The 21,413-nt window shown below is 35.3% G+C and carries 20 protein-coding genes; 12 read left to right on the top strand and 8 right to left on the bottom strand.

All coding sequences use genetic code 11. The annotated features are described in order from the left end of the window. Nucleotides 1-54: 54 nt before the first annotated feature. The 6 genes from A9D35_RS19795 to A9D35_RS14535 all read left to right on the top strand — a co-directional run bounded on the left by A9D35_RS19795 (nucleotide 55) and on the right by A9D35_RS14535 (nucleotide 4,403). Complete coding sequence (locus A9D35_RS19795) at nucleotides 55-1,026, top strand: M23 family metallopeptidase (protein WP_066224217.1); 972 nt, start codon at nucleotides 55-57, stop codon at nucleotides 1,024-1,026. After that, the gene (locus tag A9D35_RS14555) at nucleotides 1,026-1,355 is read left to right on the top strand and encodes a MerR family transcriptional regulator (RefSeq protein WP_066224214.1); all 330 of its coding nucleotides are present in this window, start codon (nucleotides 1,026-1,028) and stop codon (nucleotides 1,353-1,355) included. The genes A9D35_RS19795 and A9D35_RS14555 overlap by 1 nt, the downstream gene beginning before the upstream one ends. Nucleotides 1,356-1,367: 12 nt before the next feature. Then, nucleotides 1,368-1,973: a LemA family protein gene (locus tag A9D35_RS14550; RefSeq protein WP_066224211.1), complete on the top strand. Its 606-nt coding sequence runs from the start codon at nucleotides 1,368-1,370 to the stop codon at nucleotides 1,971-1,973. After that, nucleotides 1,973-2,413 (top strand): TPM domain-containing protein, encoded by a 441-nt coding sequence (locus A9D35_RS14545; RefSeq protein ID WP_066224208.1) that lies wholly within the window; start codon nucleotides 1,973-1,975, stop codon nucleotides 2,411-2,413. Before A9D35_RS14550 ends, A9D35_RS14545 begins: the two co-directional genes overlap by 1 nt. Before the next feature lie 2 nt (nucleotides 2,414-2,415). After that, entirely contained in the window at nucleotides 2,416-3,237 is an 822-nt protein-coding gene (locus A9D35_RS14540; RefSeq protein ID WP_066224204.1) for a TPM domain-containing protein, read from the top strand. Between the two features lie 224 nt (nucleotides 3,238-3,461). Further along, complete coding sequence (locus A9D35_RS14535; protein WP_066224201.1) at nucleotides 3,462-4,403, top strand: mechanosensitive ion channel family protein; 942 nt, start codon at nucleotides 3,462-3,464, stop codon at nucleotides 4,401-4,403. 2 nt (nucleotides 4,404-4,405) lie between these two features. On the opposite strand, the gene A9D35_RS14530 is transcribed toward A9D35_RS14535, so the two are convergent. Both A9D35_RS14530 and der read right to left on the bottom strand, forming a co-directional pair. Next, nucleotides 4,406-7,120, bottom strand: a complete 2,715-nt coding sequence (locus A9D35_RS14530; RefSeq protein WP_066224198.1) for an outer membrane beta-barrel protein — start codon at nucleotides 7,118-7,120, stop codon at nucleotides 4,406-4,408. A 183-nt stretch (nucleotides 7,121-7,303) separates the two neighbouring features. After that, on the bottom strand, nucleotides 7,304-8,611 hold the full coding sequence (der, locus tag A9D35_RS14525) for a ribosome biogenesis GTPase Der (RefSeq protein WP_066224196.1): 1,308 nt from the start codon (nucleotides 8,609-8,611) through the stop codon (nucleotides 7,304-7,306). Nucleotides 8,612-8,696: 85 nt separating this feature from the next. Between der and A9D35_RS14520 the strand changes: the two genes are divergently transcribed. Further along, nucleotides 8,697-9,191: a GTP-binding protein gene (locus A9D35_RS14520; RefSeq protein ID WP_066224193.1), complete on the top strand. Its 495-nt coding sequence runs from the start codon at nucleotides 8,697-8,699 to the stop codon at nucleotides 9,189-9,191. Between the two features lie 4 nt (nucleotides 9,192-9,195). Here the strand turns inward: A9D35_RS14520 and era are convergent, their stop codons facing one another. The 5 genes from era to A9D35_RS14495 form a co-directional block, all read right to left on the bottom strand. Beyond that, entirely contained in the window at nucleotides 9,196-10,080 is an 885-nt protein-coding gene (era, locus tag A9D35_RS14515) for a GTPase Era (protein ID WP_066224190.1), read from the bottom strand. A gap of 149 nt (nucleotides 10,081-10,229) precedes the next feature. Then, entirely contained in the window at nucleotides 10,230-10,625 is a 396-nt protein-coding gene (locus A9D35_RS14510) for a hypothetical protein (RefSeq protein ID WP_141675548.1), read from the bottom strand. Nucleotides 10,626-10,702: 77 nt separating this feature from the next. Then, the gene (locus tag A9D35_RS14505) at nucleotides 10,703-10,924 is read right to left on the bottom strand and encodes a VF530 family protein (RefSeq protein ID WP_066224187.1); all 222 of its coding nucleotides are present in this window, start codon (nucleotides 10,922-10,924) and stop codon (nucleotides 10,703-10,705) included. Nucleotides 10,925-10,930: 6 nt separating this feature from the next. Beyond that, the gene (locus A9D35_RS14500) at nucleotides 10,931-12,217 is read right to left on the bottom strand and encodes a DEAD/DEAH box helicase (protein WP_066224185.1); all 1,287 of its coding nucleotides are present in this window, start codon (nucleotides 12,215-12,217) and stop codon (nucleotides 10,931-10,933) included. A gap of 157 nt (nucleotides 12,218-12,374) precedes the next feature. Further along, nucleotides 12,375-13,217, bottom strand: a complete 843-nt coding sequence (locus A9D35_RS14495) for an AraC family transcriptional regulator (protein ID WP_066224183.1) — start codon at nucleotides 13,215-13,217, stop codon at nucleotides 12,375-12,377. Nucleotides 13,218-13,320: 103 nt separating this feature from the next. On the opposite strand from A9D35_RS14495, the gene A9D35_RS14490 reads away from it, so the two are divergent. The 3 genes from A9D35_RS14490 (at nucleotide 13,321) to A9D35_RS14480 (ending at nucleotide 16,709) form a co-directional block, all read left to right on the top strand. Beyond that, on the top strand, nucleotides 13,321-14,445 hold the full coding sequence (locus A9D35_RS14490; protein ID WP_066224181.1) for an alkene reductase: 1,125 nt from the start codon (nucleotides 13,321-13,323) through the stop codon (nucleotides 14,443-14,445). Nucleotides 14,446-14,540: 95 nt separating this feature from the next. Then, entirely contained in the window at nucleotides 14,541-15,902 is a 1,362-nt protein-coding gene (gene hemN, locus A9D35_RS14485) for an oxygen-independent coproporphyrinogen III oxidase (RefSeq protein ID WP_066224179.1), read from the top strand. A 174-nt stretch (nucleotides 15,903-16,076) separates the two neighbouring features. Beyond that, nucleotides 16,077-16,709, top strand: coding sequence for a DUF6563 family protein (locus A9D35_RS14480; RefSeq protein ID WP_141675547.1), 633 nt, complete (start codon nucleotides 16,077-16,079; stop codon nucleotides 16,707-16,709). A 120-nt stretch (nucleotides 16,710-16,829) separates the two neighbouring features. Here A9D35_RS14480 and A9D35_RS14475 read toward each other — a convergent pair whose 3' ends face one another. Next, nucleotides 16,830-18,809, bottom strand: coding sequence for a protein-disulfide reductase DsbD family protein (locus tag A9D35_RS14475; protein ID WP_066224176.1), 1,980 nt, complete (start codon nucleotides 18,807-18,809; stop codon nucleotides 16,830-16,832). Nucleotides 18,810-19,291: 482 nt separating this feature from the next. Here A9D35_RS14475 and A9D35_RS14470 point away from each other — a divergent pair, with 482 nt between their 5' ends. Both A9D35_RS14470 and A9D35_RS14465 read left to right on the top strand, forming a co-directional pair. Beyond that, complete coding sequence (locus tag A9D35_RS14470; protein ID WP_066224174.1) at nucleotides 19,292-20,458, top strand: serine hydrolase domain-containing protein; 1,167 nt, start codon at nucleotides 19,292-19,294, stop codon at nucleotides 20,456-20,458. A 14-nt stretch (nucleotides 20,459-20,472) separates the two neighbouring features. Continuing rightward, a complete protein-coding gene (locus A9D35_RS14465) occupies nucleotides 20,473-20,793 on the top strand; it encodes a DUF7738 domain-containing protein (RefSeq protein ID WP_066224171.1) in 321 nt (106 codons plus the stop codon). Nucleotides 20,794-21,413 lie beyond the last annotated feature (620 nt).

Here is a 21,413-nt window from a genome sequence, read left to right as displayed (position 1 = left end):
TGATTTAACAGCAAATTGCATCAATTTAATTGCAAAAATAGTATAAATTAGATAATGAGTAAGGTAAAATATTATTATGATCCTGAGACGCTTTCCTATCGTAAAATAGAGCGTAAAAAACGTAATACGTTTAAGTTTATATTAGCATTTATTACTGCAGCGGCCTTATTTGGGTTTTTAACTATTTTTATTACTAGCCATTTTGTTGAATCGCCTAAAGAGAAAGCCCTAAAACGCGAGTTACAAAACACTCAGATACAATTTGATATGCTGAATAAAAAGATGGATGAAGCATCTGAAGTTTTAGCCAGTATTGAAGATAGAGACAACAACATATATCGCATTTATTTTGAAGCCAACCCTATTCCGGAAGAGCAACGTAAAGCTGGTTTTGGAGGTATAAACAGATATAAAGATTTAGAAGGCTACGACAATTCTAAACTTATAATAGAAAGCAATAAAAAGTTAGACATTCTTCAAAAACAAATTGTAGTGCAATCTAAATCTCTAGATGAAATTGCAAAATTAGCCGAAGACAAAGAAAAATTATTAGCTGCAATTCCAGCAATACAACCCGTAAATAATGTAGATTTAACGCGTATAGCTTCTGGTTACGGATACCGAACAGATCCCTTTACCAAAGCGAGGAAATTTCATTATGGTATGGATTTTACGGCACCGCGTGGAACCCCCGTGTATGCTACTGGAGATGGCGTAGTAATTCGTGCCGACAATCATTCCACCGGTTACGGAAATCATATTAGAATAGACCATGGTTATGGTTATGTAAGTTTATATGCGCATCTTTACAAGTACAATGTTAAGAAAAACCAGAAAGTAGAACGTGGAGATCTTATTGGATTTGTAGGAAGTACTGGTAGATCTGAAGCGCCACATTTACATTATGAAATTTTTAAAGACGACGAGCGTATTAACCCAACAAATTTCTATTACGGCAGTTTAACACCAGAAGAATATAGCCGTTTATTAGAAAAAGCATCATTAGAAAATCAATCATTAGATTAATGCATATAGATTTACCCGAAAAACGATACTATGGAATTGGCGAAGTCGCCAAAGCTTTCGATGTTAATGCGTCTTTAATCCGTTTTTGGGAAAAAGAATTCGATGTGCTTAAACCCAAAAAGAATGCTAAAGGCAACCGAAAATTTACGCCCGAAGACATAAAAAACTTAAAATTAATCTTTCATCTTGTAAAAGAACGAGGATTTACGCTTGATGGCGCAAAAACACATTTAAAAGAAGAAAAAAAGAAAACTTTAACTAACTTTGATATTATCGATAAGTTAGAAGACATAAAAAATCAACTCATCAGAATTAAAAATCAACTTTAAAAACTAACAATCATGAAAAAATGGTTAATTCCTGTAATTATCCTTGCGGTAATTGCATTTGGACTTTACAAATGGGGTGTTGGCTTTAACAACACAGCAGTTAAATTAAACGAAAATGTAAGTGAAGCATGGGGTAATGTACAAACCTCTTACCAACGTAGAAACGATCTTATTGGAAACCTTGTAAATACCGTTAAAGGTGCTGCAGATTTCGAGAGAACAACACTTAACGAAGTTATAGAAGCTCGTGCAAAAGCAACCTCAACCACTATAGATCCTTCTAATATTACACCAGAACAATTAAAGCAATTTAATGAAGTACAAGGCGGATTAAGTAGTTCGTTATCTAAATTATTAGTATCTGTAGAACGTTATCCTGAATTAAAAGCCAATCAGAATTTCTTAAAATTACAAGACGAATTAACAAGCACCGAAAATACCATTCAAACCGCACGTGTACGTTATAATGAAGCGATAAAACCATACAATAATCATATTAAAACATTCCCGAACTCACTATTAGCAGGACTGTTACATTTTGAATCTAAACCATACTTCGATGCTGAAGCTGGTGCAGAACGACCTGTAGATGTTGATTTCGATTTCAATAACAAATAATGGACTCTAAAGTAGAAAGATTTCTTACTAAAGACGAAGAAGACGAGATCGTTGAAGCTATTCGTGTGGCCGAGAGTCACACCTCTGGCGAGATCCGTATCCATATTGAAAAAACAGCTTCCATAGACGTTTACGAACGGGCTATGGAAGTTTTTCATGTTTTAAAAATGGATAATACCAAACTCCAAAATGGGGTTTTAATTTATGTTGCTGTAGAAGACAAAACCTTTGTTATTTATGGCGATAAAGGTATTAACGACGTTGTAGAGGCAGATTTCTGGGACACGACCAAAGATGTTATTCAATCATATTTTAAACAAGGTAAATTTAAAGACGGCCTTGTTGAAGGTGTTTTAAGAGCAGGGAAAGAACTTCAAGCGAATTTCCCTTGGGACGCCTCAGACATTAACGAATTACCTAACGACATTTCAAAAGGATAATCTTGCAAAAAATTAAAAACACTTGGCTAATTACTTGTTGCTGTATTGCGTTTTGTATATCACAAATCGTTACAGCACAATTCGACATTCCTGCTAAACCAGATTTTCAAACCAGTGTTTACGATTATATAAACTTATTAACTCCTTCAGAAAAAAGCGCCTTAGAAAACAAGCTTGTAAAATATTCAGACACTACATCTACCCAAATTGTAATTGCCATTATTTCTACTACTAAAGGAGAAAATATTGGCCTATTAACCCCTAAATGGGCACAAGAATGGGGTATTGGTCAAGCCAAAGAAGACAATGGTGTTTTTGTATTGTTAGCGAAAGACGACCGTAAAATCCATATCTCCCCAGGTTATGGTGTAGAACACAAACTTACTGCCGGAATTGTAGGAGAAATGACACGTAATGTTATAATTCCAGAATTTATAAACGGTAATTTCTACCAAGGTTTAGACAAAGGAACCGATGCTATTTTTCAACTCTTAATGGGTGAATATCAAGGCAGCAGACAAAATGCAGAACCAGAAGGTTTTCCACCCGAACTAATCTTTATGTTTATCATGTTTGTTATTCTCATGATTGCCATTTCTAGAAACAAACGCGGTGGCGGAGGCGGTGGCAGCGGCAGTAACCGCAGACCAACAAGTATTCTCGATGCCATTATTTTAAGTAATATGGGCCGCGGAACCTATGGCGGTGGCTTTGGATCTGGCGGAGGCGGCTTCGGTGGAGGTGGCTTCGGCGGTGGCGGAGGTTTTGGTGGTGGCTTCGGTGGCGGTGGCTTCAGTGGGGGTGGTGCCGGTGGAAGCTGGTAAATGCATTATCATATTTTCAATTTTTCATAGTTATTTTTTTATTAATCTGATTTCTAATCAGTTCATGGCTTTATGCTTGTATAGTTCATCTTTTTTTGGTTAACTTTAAAATAAAAAGCTATGTTTTTTCTTTGCTCATCCTCTTTATAGTCGATGTAACACGCTGTTTTTCATAGTTAAATCTAAGCTAGGTTTACACCTCCTACCTTGTAAAATCTTTGCCTATGAAAAAACATCTGCCCTTAATAATAAGCATTGCTATTATTCTATTTGTACTAAGCATAGACCCCTTAAGTAAATTCTTAACGCGAACCACAAGTATCGATTTTTCCATCTTAGCATCGCAACAACAAAACCTGCTTATCGCAGCTTCTGCGTATTTAAGTATAGTACTACTACATAAATTGAAGACCAATTTTTTGAAGCGTTACGATATTACTAAAGAAGATAATTTGCATTCTCGGAAAATTTATACCCAATTTAATATTCTAGAAAAGGTCATCATTTTCATTATAATTATTTTGGCTATCGGAATGATTTTGTTGTCGTTTGAAGGTATCAGAAAAATTGGAGTCGGCCTTTTTGCATCTGCCGGAGTTGCGGGTATTATATTGGGGTTATCCGCTCAAAAAGTAGTTGGCGCCCTGCTAGCGGGAATTCAAATAGCCATAACGCAGCCCTTTAGAATAGATGATGCTGTAGTTGTTGAAAATGAATGGGGATGGATAGAAGAAATTAATTTAACCTATGTCGTAGTCCGTCTTTGGGACAAAAGACGATTGGTGTTACCTTCCTCCTATTTCCTTGAAAAACCATTTCAAAACTGGACACGAAACAACGCCGATATTATGGGAACCATATTTCTGTATACCGATTATTCTATTCCGTTTGATGACTTAAGAAACGAATTAACTCGCCTCTTGAATGCTACAGATTTATGGGACAAAAAAGTTAATGTGTTACAGGTAACCGATTGTACTGAAACTACCGTAGAAATAAGAATACTTGTAAGTGCAAAAAACTCGCCTATAGCCTGGGATTTAAGGGTGCTTATTCGCGAAAAGATGATTGCGTTTATTCAGAAAAATTATCCAGATAGTCTACCAAGAACACGAATTGTAATTGATAAGAATGCTAATACCGAAATGGCTATGCCCTTAGCATAATACTAGCTTTTGGCACCAAGACTATTAAATTTCCAACTAAAGCCCAACAGGAAATATTGTTGCAAGACATTACTCTCGCTATCCTGAATATAATCTTGATTTACAATACGACGCGCATTTGTGTTCTGATTTAACAAATCGTAAGCCTTTAGCGTTACATAACCGGTGTCATTTAACACTGAATACGACAAGGTACTATTCCAAAACCAAGCACTCTTTTGAAAACCATCGGAAATATTGGAGTTGTAATTAAAATTGATATTATTTCGCCACTCAAGACCTTTGGGTAGATATGTTGCTGTATTTATTCGCAAATTATGAATAGTAAACGCATTATCGTCAAAACTATCTATACTGTAATTAGCTCTAGAAAACTGCGCAGAATAATAAGTTTCTACCTCAACAATATCAGATATCTCGTATACCGCACCCACTGTTGGCCCTAATGCTCTTACGGTATTGGTATACTGCACATCGTTATTAAAATTGACACTTCTATTTAACGACGGACGTAACCCCACTATAAATTTAATATTAGAAATAGAATCTAATTTCACCTTTTTAGAAGCATTCATCATCATGCTTAAATTATAGCTACCATCTACATTTACATAGGTGGTGGTTTTTACATAATCTTCATCGATTACAGATTTTTGCACCACGTTATTATCTAATACATTTAAATTTACAAAACCAAAAAAACCAAACCCTTTATTATAATTCGTACTGTTGTAACGCGCATGTATACGATGGTTTTGCGTCATTTCTAAGGCTGGATTACCCATAACAATATGTAACGGATTACTAATGTCAACATAGGGTTGTAATTGAGAAATACTTGGTGCCTGATTTCTTAAACGGTATTGTAAGCGCATTTCCATTTTAGAACGCACACGGTAACCAAGCGTCGTTCCTAATTTTATTTGAGTAAAATCTTGACTAAAGTTAAGTTCTGGCCTTAAGGCATCTTTAGAAGACAATTCGATAAAATCGTAGCCTACTTCTGTTCTAAAATACCATTTATCGCCGCGATATCGCAATTCTACTTCTGGGGTAGCTACTATGTTTTCGTTTTCAAAATCTGTACTTTGATCAAAATTAAAATCGGAATATTCATTTGTAGAGTCATCAAAATCATAAGTAAACAACTTACTTTTAGACAAATTAGACTGGTAATCGTATTCCAAATCTAAAGTCAACTTATTTTCTATAAGCGGTAATCGAAACCGCAGAGAAGAACTTATTTCCTGCCCAGATTGTTTCCCATCTTCATGTTGATTTCTAACCTCATCACTTGGAGAATCTCCAAAATAATTGGTCTGAGACTTTAAATACTTGTCAGAATCACTATTTGATACATTAGCACCTAAATTAAATCGCACATAACTTCCTTTTTTACCTATACGCTTGGTAGCGCCCAAATCTGTAGAAAATTGTTGCGATTCAGAATTGCTGTTTATCTGACTAATAGATTGATTGCTTAATACTTTCTCTTCATTAAACGATTTCTCGTCGCTTAAATATCTACTTTCGCTTTCATTTGCTTGAAAACGTGGCCTAATAGTAAGCAACAAAGTAGAGTCTAAATCGGTTTCATAATAGATATTCGCCTTGTGACTCTGATTGGTTTTTAAATTTGTAGACACCGACGACGTGTAATATTTAGAGTCTGGAAGAAAGATTTCTTTATCGGTTTTGTTTTCTTGATCTGAATCACTTCGTGCGTAAAAATAGTCGGCATTAAATTCTTTATGCTTTGAAGGCGAACTCGTATAATTAGCACCCACATTTTTAGAGGTGATTATCCCGTTACCACTGCCACTTCCATAGTCTCTACTACCACGACCTCCAAAAGTATCGTTTAACTCGGCATTGCTAAACCCTGGCGCATTAATGTTATTGGTTCCGGCTAGGACGCTTACACGTTTAGTATCGTTAAATCGATTATAAATACCAGAGGTTTCATACCTATTATCGGTACCTCCAGCTGCGGAAACTCGGCCAAAATGCCCTTTGTTTTTATCCTCTTCTATAGTTAGGTTTATGGTTTTATTTTCTTGATCGCCAGTTTCGCCAGCAAAAGCTTGCGCTTTAGTTTTGGTATCTACAATCTGAATTTTCTTTATGATATCTTTGGTTAGATTTTTTGTTGCAATACTTGGGTCGTCTCCAAAAAAAGATTTTCCGTTAACCAATACATTATCAACTTCCACTCCGTTTACTGTAATTATACCATCTTCATCAATCTCAACTCCCGGAAGTACTTTTAAAACATCCTCTACATTGGCATCCTTTTTAGTTTTAAACGATTTGACATTGTATTCCAAAGTATCTTTTTTAAACGTAATTGGAGCCGCCGCTTTAATAATAACTTCTTGTAAAGTATTGTCTTCCGTTTCTAGTCGCATGGTTTGTAAGTGGATAGGATCGGAAGCAATTTCGATAACTTTAGCATAGGTTTTATAGCCTAAATAAGACATAAATATATTAAGCTGAGGGTCTGCTGTTTTTCCCTCTATTTCAAAATTTCCCTTAGCATCTGTAATGCCATACGCGACTAACGTACTATCCTGAATACGTTGCAAATATACGGTTGCCGCCTCTAGGGGTTCATTCACATCGGAAGCCATTAAGGTTCCTGAAATTTGAAAATGTTTAGATTGTGCTTGTACATATATTGAAGTAAGTACAAATAACAACGTAAAGAAATATCTCATTGCAAACTAAGTTTTCGGTATCTTATTAATTAAAAGTGAAGACTAAAAAATTAAAAATTTCTCAAGAAAAAAACCACTTGTCTCTTAGACTGCCAAAACTATAAAAAGTTTAATGAAACAAAAAAATAAACCCCGACTTAACAAAAAATCGAGGTTATTAATTTGAATTATGTAATATTTACACTATTTCTTTCGCATATATACGCTTACAGGAACACCGTTAAAATCGAAATGTTCACGTAATTTATTTTCTAAAAATCGTTTATAAGATTCTTTTACATACTGAGGCAAATTACAGAAAAATGCAAATTGCGGCTGTGGTGTTGGTAACTGCGTAATAAACTTAATTTTTACATATTTTGCCTTATACGCCGGTGGTGGATAATTTTCTATAATAGGCAACATCACTTCGTTTAAAACACTAGTTTTAATTTTTTTGCTTCTGTTTTTGTAAACCTCAACAGCTGTTTCTATAGCTTTAAAAATACGTTGTTTATTTAATACCGAAATAAATACAATAGGCACATCGGTAAAAGGTTCCATTTCGCGACGAATTTGTCTTTCGTATTCTTTAGCAGAATTGGTTTCTTTTTCTATCAAATCCCATTTATTTACAAGCACAACTATACCTTTTCTATTGCGTTCTGCTAACCAAAAAATATTTTGTACCTGTCCGTCGAAACCTCTTGTGGCATCTAACACTATTATACAAACATCGCTATGCTCTATGGCACGTACACTACGCATTACAGAGTAAAATTCTAAATCTTCCTTAACTTTAGATTTTCTACGGATTCCAGCCGTATCTACCAAGTTAAATTCAAATCCAAAACGGTTATACCTCGTATCTATAGAATCTCGTGTTGTACCTGCAATATCTGTAACTATATAGCGCTCTTCACCTATTAAAGCGTTAATAAATGATGACTTCCCTGCATTTGGACGGCCAACAACCGCAAAACGAGGTAAAGCTTCTTCATCTTCTTCCTCCTCTTTTTCTGGCAAAGCTTCAACTAAGGCATCTAATAAATCTCCCGTTCCACTACCATTTATACTTGCTACCGTATAATATTCGCCCAGACCTAAAGAGTAAAACTCTACAGCATCCTCGGCACGTTTTCCGTTATCTACTTTATTTACCACCAAGAAAACTGGCTTCGTTACTTTTCTTAATAACTTCGCTACGTCTTCATCCATGCCGGTAACCCCAGATTCTACATCGACCATAAAAATAATGGCATCGGCTTCTTCTATGGCTAAAACTACTTGTTTATCGATCTCTGCTTCAAAAACATCATCGCTTCCTTTTACATATCCGCCGGTATCGATTAAAGAAAATTCTTTTCCGTTCCAGTCGCTCTTTCCGTAATGTCTATCGCGAGTAACCCCACTAACTGCATCTACAATGGCTTCTCTTCGTTGTATTAAACGATTGAAAAATGTTGACTTTCCAACATTTGGTCTTCCTACTATGGCTACTATATTACTCATACACTTTTAATTGTCTGCAAAGGTAGTGTTTAGATGTTTAAGAAAAAACTGTATTTTAACGCATTCTTTAAAGTTGATAAAAAAGATGATATTAGATAACGACATTATTCTTCGCCCGAGATTTAACATAGACTTACCCCAACATAACGAGGAGGTTTTATCGGTTTTTGAAGCCCTTAAAAATACACAGAACGAGTTTATAGTGTCGCGTATAGACGATCATGTTTTTATTCGGATTCCGAAGCATAAACAGCACTTCTGGTCGCCACAATTACATCTTGAAGTTAACGAAAAAGAAGATGGATCTTGCAGGCTACACGGGCTTTTCGGACCAAACCCAACAGTATGGACGCTCTTTATGTTTCTCCATTTTATCGTGGCCATGCTTTTTACCGGCTTCGGGATTTGGGCCTATTCCAATTGGGCATTAGAGACCTCATACGGCATACAAATAGGTGTTTGTATAGCCATGGTTGTACTTTGGTTTGCCTTGTATTTTATTGGACGAGCTGGGCGTTATAAAGGAAAAAAAGATATGATAGCTCTACAACAATTTATGAAAAGCGCTCTTAATTTATAACATTTTATTTCTGATTATACCCGAAACGACGCAATTGCTGCGAATTGGAACGCCAATTTTTATTCACTTTTACGTATAATTCTAGATGAATTTGCTTTCCAAAGAATTTTTCTAAATCTTTTCTCGCCTCTACGCCTACACGTTTTAAAGCAGCTCCTTTATGACCAATAATAATTCCCTTTTGGGTTTCTCGCTCGACCATAATTACAGAACGAACACGAATAATTTGCTCTTCTTCAAAAAACTCCTCGGTATCAACCTCTACCGCATACGGAATTTCTTTCTTGTAATGCATTAATATTTTTTCACGAATGGTTTCATTTATAAAAAATCGCTCTGGTTTATCGGTTAACTGATCTTTTGGATAAAATGGTGGTGAATCTGGAAGCAATTCAATGATACGATTGAATACTTCAGACACATTAAAACCTTCTAAAGCAGAAATTGGAAAAATTTCGGCATTAGGCACTTTTCTACTCCACAAGCCAACTTGAGCTTCTAACTGCTCTTGGTCGGATTTATCTATTTTATTTAACAGCAATAATACAGGGATTTTAGCCGTAGTAATCTTGTTAAAAAAGGCTTCATCTTTAAGTTCTGTTTCACCAATTTCAACCATATAAACCAAGACATCGGCATCTTCGAAGGCAGATTTTACAAAATCCATCATAGACGATTGTAGCTCGTAAGCGGGTTTAATAATTCCAGGAGTATCAGAGAGGATCACCTGAAAATCGTCGCCATTCACAATACCTAAAATACGGTGACGCGTAGTTTGTGCCTTAGAGGTTATGATCGATAATTTTTCACCCACAAAAGCATTCATTAATGTAGATTTTCCAACATTTGGATTTCCTATAATATTTACAAAACCGGCTTTATGATTCATGTCTTACTACGTTTAAGTGTTTGCAAAGTTACAACCTTGCTTTATTAAATCCGCGTTTAGTTGCAGAATACTTGCATTCTAGTATGGTTTTAAACAAAAAAAAGCAGCCAAGTACAACTTAACTGCTTTAAAATATTATGTAAGAAAAATTACATTCCTATTAAACTCATAGCTTGTTTTAATACTTTCGGATTGTTAGAAATCCAATTCATAAGTTTATTGGTTAATTCAGGATTATCCATAACATACTTCATTAAATTTCCCTTTGCATCCGGGTTTTTAGCAATAAAATCTGTTACTTTCGCCTGAGTATCCGGATTTGTTTTTAAATACTCGGTAGCTTGTTTTCTCAGCGGCGAATTCTCATCGACCAAAGCGTCTTTTACTTTGTTTTGAACATCTGGATTACTCATAAAATAAGACTTCATCTGATCGGCACTCATATCTGACACGGCAGTTGTTGGCACTGATGATTTTGATGAATGACAACTATAAAACGTTGTAAAACACAAAGCTACTAATAGAACTAGAACTAATTTTTTCATGATTTTAATGGTATTAAAATGGTTTGATTTCTTATAAAGATAACTATCTAAAATAGAATATCTTACAATTCATCTGTTTATTTTTTAGAAATCATATTTAAATACATCTGTTCAACTTTAGTCCTTGCCCACGGCGTGCGTCGTAAAAACTTTAAACTCGATTTAATAGACGGGTTATCGTTAAAACAACGAATATTAATGTTATACCCCATATATTCCCAACCGTAATGCGCTTCTAACGCTACTAAAATCTGTTCTAATTTTACGCCATGTAACGGATTATTTGGCTGACTATCCATACGCACTTATTTTCTTCTATCTCGCGATCTACTTCTACTAGAACTAGATGCTCCTCCTTTAGTTGAGCTTTTTTTATTGCCTTTACTACCACCGCCTGGTCTAGAGTTTCTATTTCTAGAACCGCCGCCGCCTTGTTTAATAGGCTCGGTAGAGGCGTTAGGATCTGGTTCGAAACCTTCTACAATTTCAACTGGAATTTGTAATCCAATTAGTTTTTGAATATCTCTTAAAAACGTGGTTTCGTCTGCACTTACTAATGAAATGGCTTCCCCACTAGCTCCAGCTCTCCCGGTTCTACCTATACGGTGTACATAATCTTCAGAAATATTCGGAATTTCGAAGTTTATAACATGTGGCAACAATGGAATATCTAAACCACGAGCTGCAATATCTGTAGCAACCATAACCCGTATACTTCCATCTTTAAACCCACTTAAGGCTTTTGTACGCGCACCTTGACTTTTATTGCCATGAATGGCTGCTGCAGTAATACCTGCAGAAATCATTTTTTTGGTTAAGTTGTTCGCACCGTGTTTTGTACGTGTAAACACCAAAACCTGTTGCCAATTACCTTCCGATATTAATTTAATAATTAATCCGGTTTTCTTGGCTTTAGCAACCCGATACACTTTTTGCTGAATAACCTCAACCGTTGTGTTTTCTGGAGTCGCCTCAACAGAAACTGGATGAGATAAGATGCCGTTCGCTAACTTTTTAATATCTTTTGAAAAGGTTGCCGAGAACATTAAATTCTGACGTTTCTTCGGAATTAACTTTATAACACGTTCTATATCGCGAAGAAATCCCATGTCTAACATACGGTCTGCTTCGTCTAACACAAAAATCTCTACACTCGATAAAGACAATATGTTTTGGCTACACAAATCTAATAATCGGCCTGGTGTTGCTACCAACACATCGACACCTCGTCTAATTTGGGCTTCTTGAGGACGCTGATTAACACCTCCAAAAATAACTGCCGATCTGATATCTATAAATTCGCTATATTCTTTAACGTTTTCAAAAATTTGAGCCGCCAATTCTCGAGTTGGCGTTAATATTAAAGCGCGTACTGGACGCTGTCTTTTTGTGGTTCCTTCTGTTAAAATTTGAAGTAATGGTAGTGTAAAACCCGCGGTTTTACCGGTACCTGTTTGCGCCGATGCCAAAACATCTTTCCCTTCTAAAATGGGTGGGATTGCTTTTGCTTGAATTGGTGATGGCGTGTTGTATCCTTTTTTATTGATTGCTTTCAATAAGGCATCAGATAAGCCTAGTGAATTAAATGACATATATTTGAATTGAAGAAAATGACACTTAATTTTTATGTCATTTATAATATAACCGCAAAAATACGCTTATTTTTCTGCGCAAAGCATCATTTTAAGAAGAGTTACTAAAAATACGTAAAAGCATACGGTTTATATTCTTGCTTTTAAGCCTTCTGTATTAGGTATTTCTATATGCTTTTGGGGTTTTATTCCGATACTTTTTAAACATCTTATTCATATGGCTCGCATCATTAAATCCTAATGTATTCGATATTTCAGAAATGGTTAATGTGCTTTGATTAAGTAAACGCTCTGCTGTTTTTAAACGGGTTTCAATAATCATTTGCTGTAATCCAATCCCCGTATGTTTCTTTAAATATACACTTACATAATTTGGAGACATTAAAAATTTGTTAGCGATGGCTTGTAATGAAATGGCTTCTTTATCGTTTAAATGCTGACGAATATAGGATAACATTTCGGATACTTTTTGTTTTTCAATATGCTCAACTTTAGAAACATTTTCACCTTTTTTACTCAAATTTCGAACAATTATAAACAAAACCGCTCCAAATAACTCTAAAACCACTTCTCTGCTAAACCGATCGTAATCGTGAAACTCTGTAAGCAACATATCCAATAAGCTCCAAATCATTTGCTTATCTTTTTTACCTTTAATAATATTCTCTGGAATCACATTGGGTTTAAACAACTCCGATTCTAGGTTGCGTTTCCAACTGTTTTTAGAATCTAAATGCTTTTCAATTAGAATTTGTTCGGTAAACTTTAAATAGGTAAAAATAGTTTTTGATTCAATTTTAAACTCATGCCAATCTTCTGGGGTTAACAAAAACACATCGCCCTTTTTATAAGGAAAACTAACATCGTTAAGATTATGAATACCATGACCTTCAACAATTAAAATTAATTCGTAAAAATTATGGGTATGCACAGCATGTGGCCATTCTTCCAATTCGATTTGGAATACATTTAATGCCTGCCTGCTAAATAATCGTCTCATTTACAACTTAATTAGATATTACAAATATATAGTGTTTTATTACAATTAATTTATTTAAACCTCCTCTAACTTTGTATTGTAATTAGTTCAAACCTATATCATCATGAAAACACAAGCACTTTTTAACCCCTATAACTTAAGCGGATTAGCTTTAAAAAACAGATTTTTAATGGCACCAATGACGCGTTCTAGAGCATCGCAACCAGGAGATGTTCCTAATAAACTCATGGCAAGATATTATGGGCAACGGGCATCGGCCGGTATCATTATAACTGAAGCAACTCAAATTTCGTTACAAGGAAAAGGATATGCCAACACACCCGGAATTTACACTCAAGAACAAATAGAAGGCTGGAAATTAATCACGAACGAAGTTCACAAAAAAGGAAGTAAAATATTTCTTCAGCTTTGGCATGTAGGCCGTATAAGCTCTTCTAAAGTAAACGGATTACAACCTATCGCTCCTTCAGCAAAAATAGCAAAAGACACTTCGGTTTATATTTTTGATGGCGCTCCTAATGGCGATGCTACCTTTGTGCCTGTAGAAACTCCCAGAGCGATGACCCAAGAGGACATCGACATCACCATTAACGATTTTAAACAAGGCGCTTTAAATGCCATAGAAGCCGGATTTGACGGTGTAGAAATTCATGGTGGAAACGGCTATTTAATCGATCAGTTTTTACGAAGTAATGCCAACAAACGTATAGATGATTATGGATCTAGCAAAGAAAACCAAGTACGTTTGTTAATGGAAATTACTCAAGCAATTACCGATGCTATTGGGCAGGATAAGGTTGGTGTGCGTCTGGCTCCGTTTATAAAATTTAAAGATATGGACGATCCAGAAATTTTAGACACCATTATGCTAGCAGCGAAAAAACTTAGCGATTTAGATATTGCTTATTTACATTTAAGTGAGGCCGACTGGGATGATGCTCCCATTATTCCCGATGATTTCCGAACTCATTTAAGAGCCACCTTTAAGAACACTATAATTGCTACTGGAAATAAAACACCCGACATTGGAAATGCCTTATTACAAGAAAATTTAGTCGATTTAATAGGTTTCGGGAGACATTTTTTAACCAATCCAGATTACCCAGAACGTGTAAAAACCAATGCCTCTTTAAATGAAATATCCGATAACCACACCCTTTTTGGAGGTTTAGGAGCACGAGGTTATACCGATTATCCGTTTTTAAAAGAAGCTACAGTTAATTCTTAAAAAGAGTAAAACATCCGTTAAATAAATCGTATTTTTGCAATCCCAAATACCGACTTTAGAAATGATGAATTCTGAAGTCAAAAATTTAAGATCGTATGAATAATTTAATTCAGAAATACAACATTCCAGGACCTCGCTATACGAGTTACCCTACCGTACCTTATTGGGACGAGCAAGGGATTAGTCTTGAAAATTGGATTAAAACCATTAAAAAATCGTTTAAAGAATCAAATACTTCCGAAGGAATAAGTCTATACATACATTTACCTTTTTGTGAAAGTTTATGCACCTTTTGCGCCTGTAACAAACGTATTACAAAGCAACATGGTGTTGAAGTTCCTTACGTAGAAATGGTTTTAAAAGAATGGAATATGTATTGCGACATCTTAGAAGAGAGACCAAACATAAAGGAAATTCATTTGGGCGGCGGAACGCCAACGTTCTTTTCTTCAGAAAATTTAACCAAGTTAATAAACGGTATTTTTGAAACTGCTAACAGGGCTAAAGATTTCGAATTTAGCTTTGAAGGTCATCCTAATTACACACGAAAAGAACAACTTCAAGCTTTGTATAATTTAGGCTTTAAACGTAATAGTTTTGGCATTCAAGATTACGACCCTATAGTACAAAAGGCCATTCACCGTATGCAATCTTTTGAAGTGGTAAAACGGGTTACCGAAGATTCTAGAGCTATTGGTTACGATTCTGTAAGTCACGATTTAATATTCGGTTTACCTTTCCAAACCGAAGACAGCATACGCGATACTATTAAAAAGACGGTCGAATTAAAACCAGACCGCATCGCCTATTACAGCTATGCCCATGTGCCGTGGATTAAGGGAAATGGACAACGTGGTTTTAAAGATTCAGATTTACCACAAGACAACGAAAAGCGCGCATTATACGAATTAGGAAAGCAATTATTTTTTGATGCGGGCTATGTAGAGATTGGCATGGACCACTTTGCATTACCTACAGACAGCATGTATATGGCCATGAAAAACAAAGCTTTGCACCGAAATTTTATGGGCTATACCTCTGGAAAAACTCAGCTTATGCTCGGTCTAGGAGTGTCGTCTATCAGCGATTCTTGGTACAGTTTTGCTCAGAATGAAAAAAATATAGATGACTATTACGCTCGTTTAAATGCTAATGAGCTTCCAATTTTCAAAGGTCATTTATTAACCGAAAAAGATCTTATTGTTAGAAAACACATCTTAAATATTATGTGTAATCTTGAAACTTCTTGGAAAGCTCCAGAAATGCAATTACAAGAACTTCCTGAAATTTTATCGCACTTAAAAGAGATGGAAGCCGATGGTGTACTCGATATTTTTGACGATCATTTAATTGTAAAAGAAGCAGGACGCATGTTTATTAGAAACATTTGTATGGCATTCGATTTACGTTTATTAAAAAACAAACCCGACACCAAATTATTTTCCATGACCATATAATATTCATAGCTATTTTGAATATAAAAAAACGGATTGGCCACTAAAACCAATCCGTTTTTTGTGTTATAATAAGTCTGAAAACCTACTTATTTAACAACTGAAAATAAAGTAGAATCCATTTTAAATTTGAGATTAGAAATAATATACATTTGACAGAAAATTAATCAATTTAAGATGAAAACAATACCATTGATTTTAGTGATGACTTTGATTTTTGGAAATCAAATATTTTCACAAACCAACTTTCCGAAAGGGACTTATATGAGTTTCGACGAGCTTGTAAACAAAACACCTTCGCAACAGTATGATTTAAAAATTGAAAAAAGAACGTCGAGTGACATCGCTATGAACGGTGGAAATGATTACAAATTAGTTTCTCCAGACAAATCCCTTCAGAAAAAAGTATTAAAGAAAGAGGTTTTAGCCCATTCTACCGGCGATTCTCTATACATCAATTGCTTTACATATAAAGTGCAGCCTTGGTATGCTAATGTAATTTCCGACGGAAAATATTTAGTTTTTAGAGGTGGTATTTCTCAGGACCAAAGTGAACGAAAAAAGCAAATGAAAACGGGCTATGCCCTTGGTGCTATTGGCGGAGCCATACAAGGTGCTAAACTGGCCAAACTAAGATTCCTATATGCCATAGATAAGGAAACAAATGAGGTTAAAACCATTACTTCTGAGAACTTTGAAACTTTACTTAATCAGCACGATAATTTACTGGAACAATACAAGAACGAAACAGATCAGGACAGCGAGGAAACCTTAATAAAATACTTGCGATTATTAAATGAAGCTGTTTAAAACTCTTATGATCTCTAACAAAAAAATAATTTGATCTAGTTGAAAAACAAAAAAAATCATCAGTACACATTAAAACGTACTGATGATTTTTTTATAAGCTCTGTTTTACGTCGAGTTTACCTATTCTTCTTTAAAATTCTCCACCCCTTCCTCTAACCAAGCTTTATAGTCTGGCACATCTGGCAGATAGCCTACAGGCTCTACCAACTTGTCTTCGTTATGATCGATGATCACGTAAAATGGTTGTGAGTTAGACTTATATTTTATGGTTTGTAATTCACTCCATTTTTGCCCGATATACTTTAACTGCTTGCCTGGTTTTAATTGCGACTCTGTAACTTCTTCGGGTTCTAATTCGCGTTTATCGTCTACATACAATGAGATTAATACCACATCGTTTTTAAGAATATTTAAAACACCTGGATCTGGCCATACATTTTGTTCCATTTTTCGGCAGTTTACACATGCCCAACCTGTAAAATCTAACATCACCGGTTTTCCTACTTTTTTAGCATAGGCTAATCCTGTATCGTAATCGTTAAAGGCCATAATATCGTGTGGTGCTAATAAATGGGCGCCTTCTGGTAAATCGCCATGAGCCGATGCACTACCGCCCGATCCTAACTTGGAGAATCCGACACCGTAAGGAGATTCGCTGTATTCTAACGGCGGCGGAAAGGCACTAATTAAATTTAAAGGTGCTCCCCAAAGCCCTGGAATCATATAAATAGTAAAACTTAATACGATTAGGCCTAAACTTAATCGCCCTACCGAAATATGTGTTAATGGCGAATCGTGTGGCAATTGAATTTTTCCGAATAAATAAAAAGCTAAAGCTCCAAAAATGGCAATCCAAATCGCGATAAAGACCTCGCGCTCTAATATGTGAAGTTGTAATACTAAATCGGCCTGACTTAAAAATTTAAACGCTAAAGCCAACTCTAAAAATCCTAAAACCACTTTTACGGTGTTTAACCAACCTCCAGATTTTGGTAATGAATTTAACCACCCTGGAAAAGCGGCGAATAAGGCAAAAGGCAAGGCTATGGCAAGCGAGAAACCAAACATTCCAATAATTGGAGCGGCTCCTCCTTTAGATGCTGATTCTACTAATAAGGTACCTACAATAGGTCCGGTACAAGAGAACGACACAATAGCCAATGCTAAGGCCATAAAGAAAATCCCTACAAGTCCGCCACGATCGGCTTGAGAATCGACTTTATTTGCCCATGAGTTTGGTAAAACAATTTCGAAAGCACCCAAGAACGAAAAGGCAAAAACCACCAGTAGAATAAAGAAAATAACATTAAACCACACATTGGTTGCTAAGGCATTTAAGGCACTCGCTCCAAAAATTCCGGTGACTGCTGTCCCTAATAACACATAAATTACAATAATGCTTATCCCGTAAATAATAGCATTTTTTATACCAGCAGCCTTAGTTTTACTTTGTTTGGTAAAAAAGCTCACCGTCATAGGAATCATAGGAAACACACAAGGGGTTAACAAGGCTGCAAAGCCCGATAAAAACGCAATAAAAAAGATAGACCAAAGTCCTTTGCTAGCGACCGATTTCTCGGTTTTTTCTATGTTTTTCTCTAATGTTGCTGCAGGAATGACCTCCGATTTTGTTTCGGTTGTTAAGGCTTTTTTATCGCCAAGCTGAAACTCTAAATCTATTTCGGTAGGTGGTAAACATCGCGTATCGTCGCAGACCATAAACTCCACAATACCGTTGATTGTTGCCGTGGCTTGCGACAGGTTTATGTTTTGAACAAATGTCGCTTCACCTTCAAAAAATTTAATTTCCATTTCAAACACCGGATCTTGAACGGTATGTCCTTCTCCTTCTTTTGTATTGCCGTTTATCGTGAAATTCTCTTCAGAATTATCGTAAATAAAAGTTGTTGGAATGGGTCCGCCATCGGGTACTGTTTGCGAATATAAATGCCAACCTGCATCGATATGTGCTGTAGAAATTAAGTTGTATTCGGTATCGGATATTTTTTCTACCGAAGTGGTCCATTTTACGGGTTCTAAGATTTGAGAAAAAGCACTTAAACTAAATACAAATAATAAGGAAAAAAGGATATGCTTCATTATAAATTATATATTAAAAAAATTTTATTCTAGGCCAAATCAGACTCATCTTTAAAGGATAAAATCGCTTTAAAATCCGTTACAAATATCGTTTTACAGATAAAAAACGGGCTAACGCTATCAACATATTCCTCTTGTATTTTTAATCGGAACAAGTAGCGCTAACGTACGATTTCAGGCTTAGCAAATTCCTGTAAAGATACAGCTACTAAACACAATTGGTCTAATTCTTTTCAAATAATTACAGTTTATCGTCAATTTTAACAGCTTACCTGAAAAACAATCAAAATAGCTGTTTTATAATTCAATTTATATTATCTAATTCGTATCCACATTACCAAATTTAAAACACCATATCTTAGGTAATTCTTATAATTTTAACAAAGACACTCACGATTTCAAAAACCTTAATTACATTAATTCGGCACCCTTTACTTTATATTTCTTACTTTTAACCTAGAATCAACTCCATTAATTTTTCTATGAAAACAACAACAATTAAAAATCTGTTTTTCTTTTTTACATTTTTAACGCTGTTTGCTGCTTGTAAAGAGCAATCGAAAACTAAAGATGTAGAGGTTGTAACTAAAGAACACGCTAGCAAGCCCCTGCCCGATTCCTTACACACCAAACTAGATAGCATTTTAATTAAATATGCTAAAGAACATTCGTGTCGTGTTATGGCTAAAGTAGAGACTAGCGAGGATGTGTTTTCTTATTTGGGATTTGATGGTAGAGCAAACGCCCCTATAACAAATTTTAGCACGCCTTATGAAATTGGAAGCTGCACAAAATTATTTACGGCAAGCGCCATTTTACAATTGGTTGAAGCAGATAAATTTTCGTTAGAAGACCGCCTAACCGATATCCTTCCAAATAAAAATTTATACGAAGGTTTATTAGTGATCGACGGAAAAGATTATATCGATTCTGTTACAGTAAAAAACCTATTAAACCATACAACAGGTTTTACCGATTATTTTACTACCGGCGATGATGAAAGAGAAATTGAAATTCATGGCGACCCAAATATGAAATTCACTCCAGAAGACCTCATCAACTTATCGAAAGCAAAACCAATTAAAGAGCCTTTTATACCAGGAAGTAAAATGAGTTACTGCAATGTAAATTATACTTTATTAGGTATGATTATAGAAAAATACTCGGGAGAAACATTTCAAAGCTATATAAAGCAACATATTATTGAACCTTTAGATTTAAAACACACCTCTTTCGGATCGGTTTACATCCCTAAAGACATGCCGGACGGACATTATAAAGGAAAATTAGTACATATGCCACCTTCATTAGCAGGTGCTGCCGGAGAAATAATTTCTACTTTAGATGATATGGACATTTTTATTAATGCATGGTATAATGGAAAACTCTTTAAAAACCCTGAAACTATAAAATTGGTAAAAACGCAATATTTTAACGAAATGGCTATGGGAATTCGATATGGCTTAGGTGTTATAGATTTGCTTGACTTATCGTTAGGACATGCGGGGCAAACTTTCGGATTTCAATCGTATGTTGCAGAAGTCCCTAACGGAAGTAGCTTTGTTTTAAGTATCGACGATGGTGCCGTTTCGGCTTGGGAACCTGCACTCATGATTTCATCTGAACTAAATACGCCCGAAGCTAATTAATAACACGTAATTTCATGGGACTATTTGACTTTAGAGATCCGAGCAAAAGAAAAAAAAGAAATCAAGACATAACTATTGCATGCCTAACACATGCCGTTTATATAAACGATACAGAAATTAGCTTCCCAACAACCTATACAACATTAAAAAGCATATTTGGAGAAGCCAATCGAATTGAATCTATTAAACAATCGAAAAACCAAGTTTATTTGTGGGACGAGTTAGGGATTTATTGCTCAAGTCCTAGTCCCGATAAAATGCTTATGTTATTACTCGTTCAAGATAACAGGTATGGTTTAGGGCATCAACCTAAAAAAATTTCACAGGAACCGTAACGATAGACGGTCAACCTGTAGAAACTTCCATTCAAAATGTAGGTTTAGAACGTCCCTATATGATGCGTTCCATTATTAAAGAACAAAACCAAGTGGCCATTGCCCTTGGCTGGAATCCTGGCGTTTAAAGTCCAATTTATTTACATTAACGAAATTATCATTAGTTCGATTAGATGAGAATATAGCATTTCTAAAGCAGCTGCCTAAAACGTATTAAAATACATTATTCTGAATTTATTTCAGATTCTCATCATATGGATAACATACATGTGAGAATCTATATCGTCAAACCTCTCGGCAGACAGGAGCTCTGATTGACGAAAACTCAAATTTTTAGAAGACCCTTTATTTTTTTTGCACAAATGATACTTTTCATAAATTCTGAAAATAGCATCTTTAGCTTTTAGAATGCCGTTGATATTTCACCATTTACTCACGACCTAATTCGTCCTCTAAGGATAACCCTTATTTTCCAACAATTATCGCTCCTCTTTTTGGTCTAAATAAACAATAACGTACTACAACTTAGTTATTTAGAAATATTCAATATAACTGACTTTTGTCATGTTTTTTATCAAAATATAGTTGAAATTTTGCTAAATTGTCAATACTTAGATGAT

It is taken from the genome of Formosa haliotis (assembly GCF_001685485.1).
Classification (GTDB): Bacteria; Bacteroidota; Bacteroidia; order Flavobacteriales; family Flavobacteriaceae; genus Formosa; species Formosa haliotis.
This window is presented reverse-complemented; position numbering and strand designations above follow the sequence as displayed.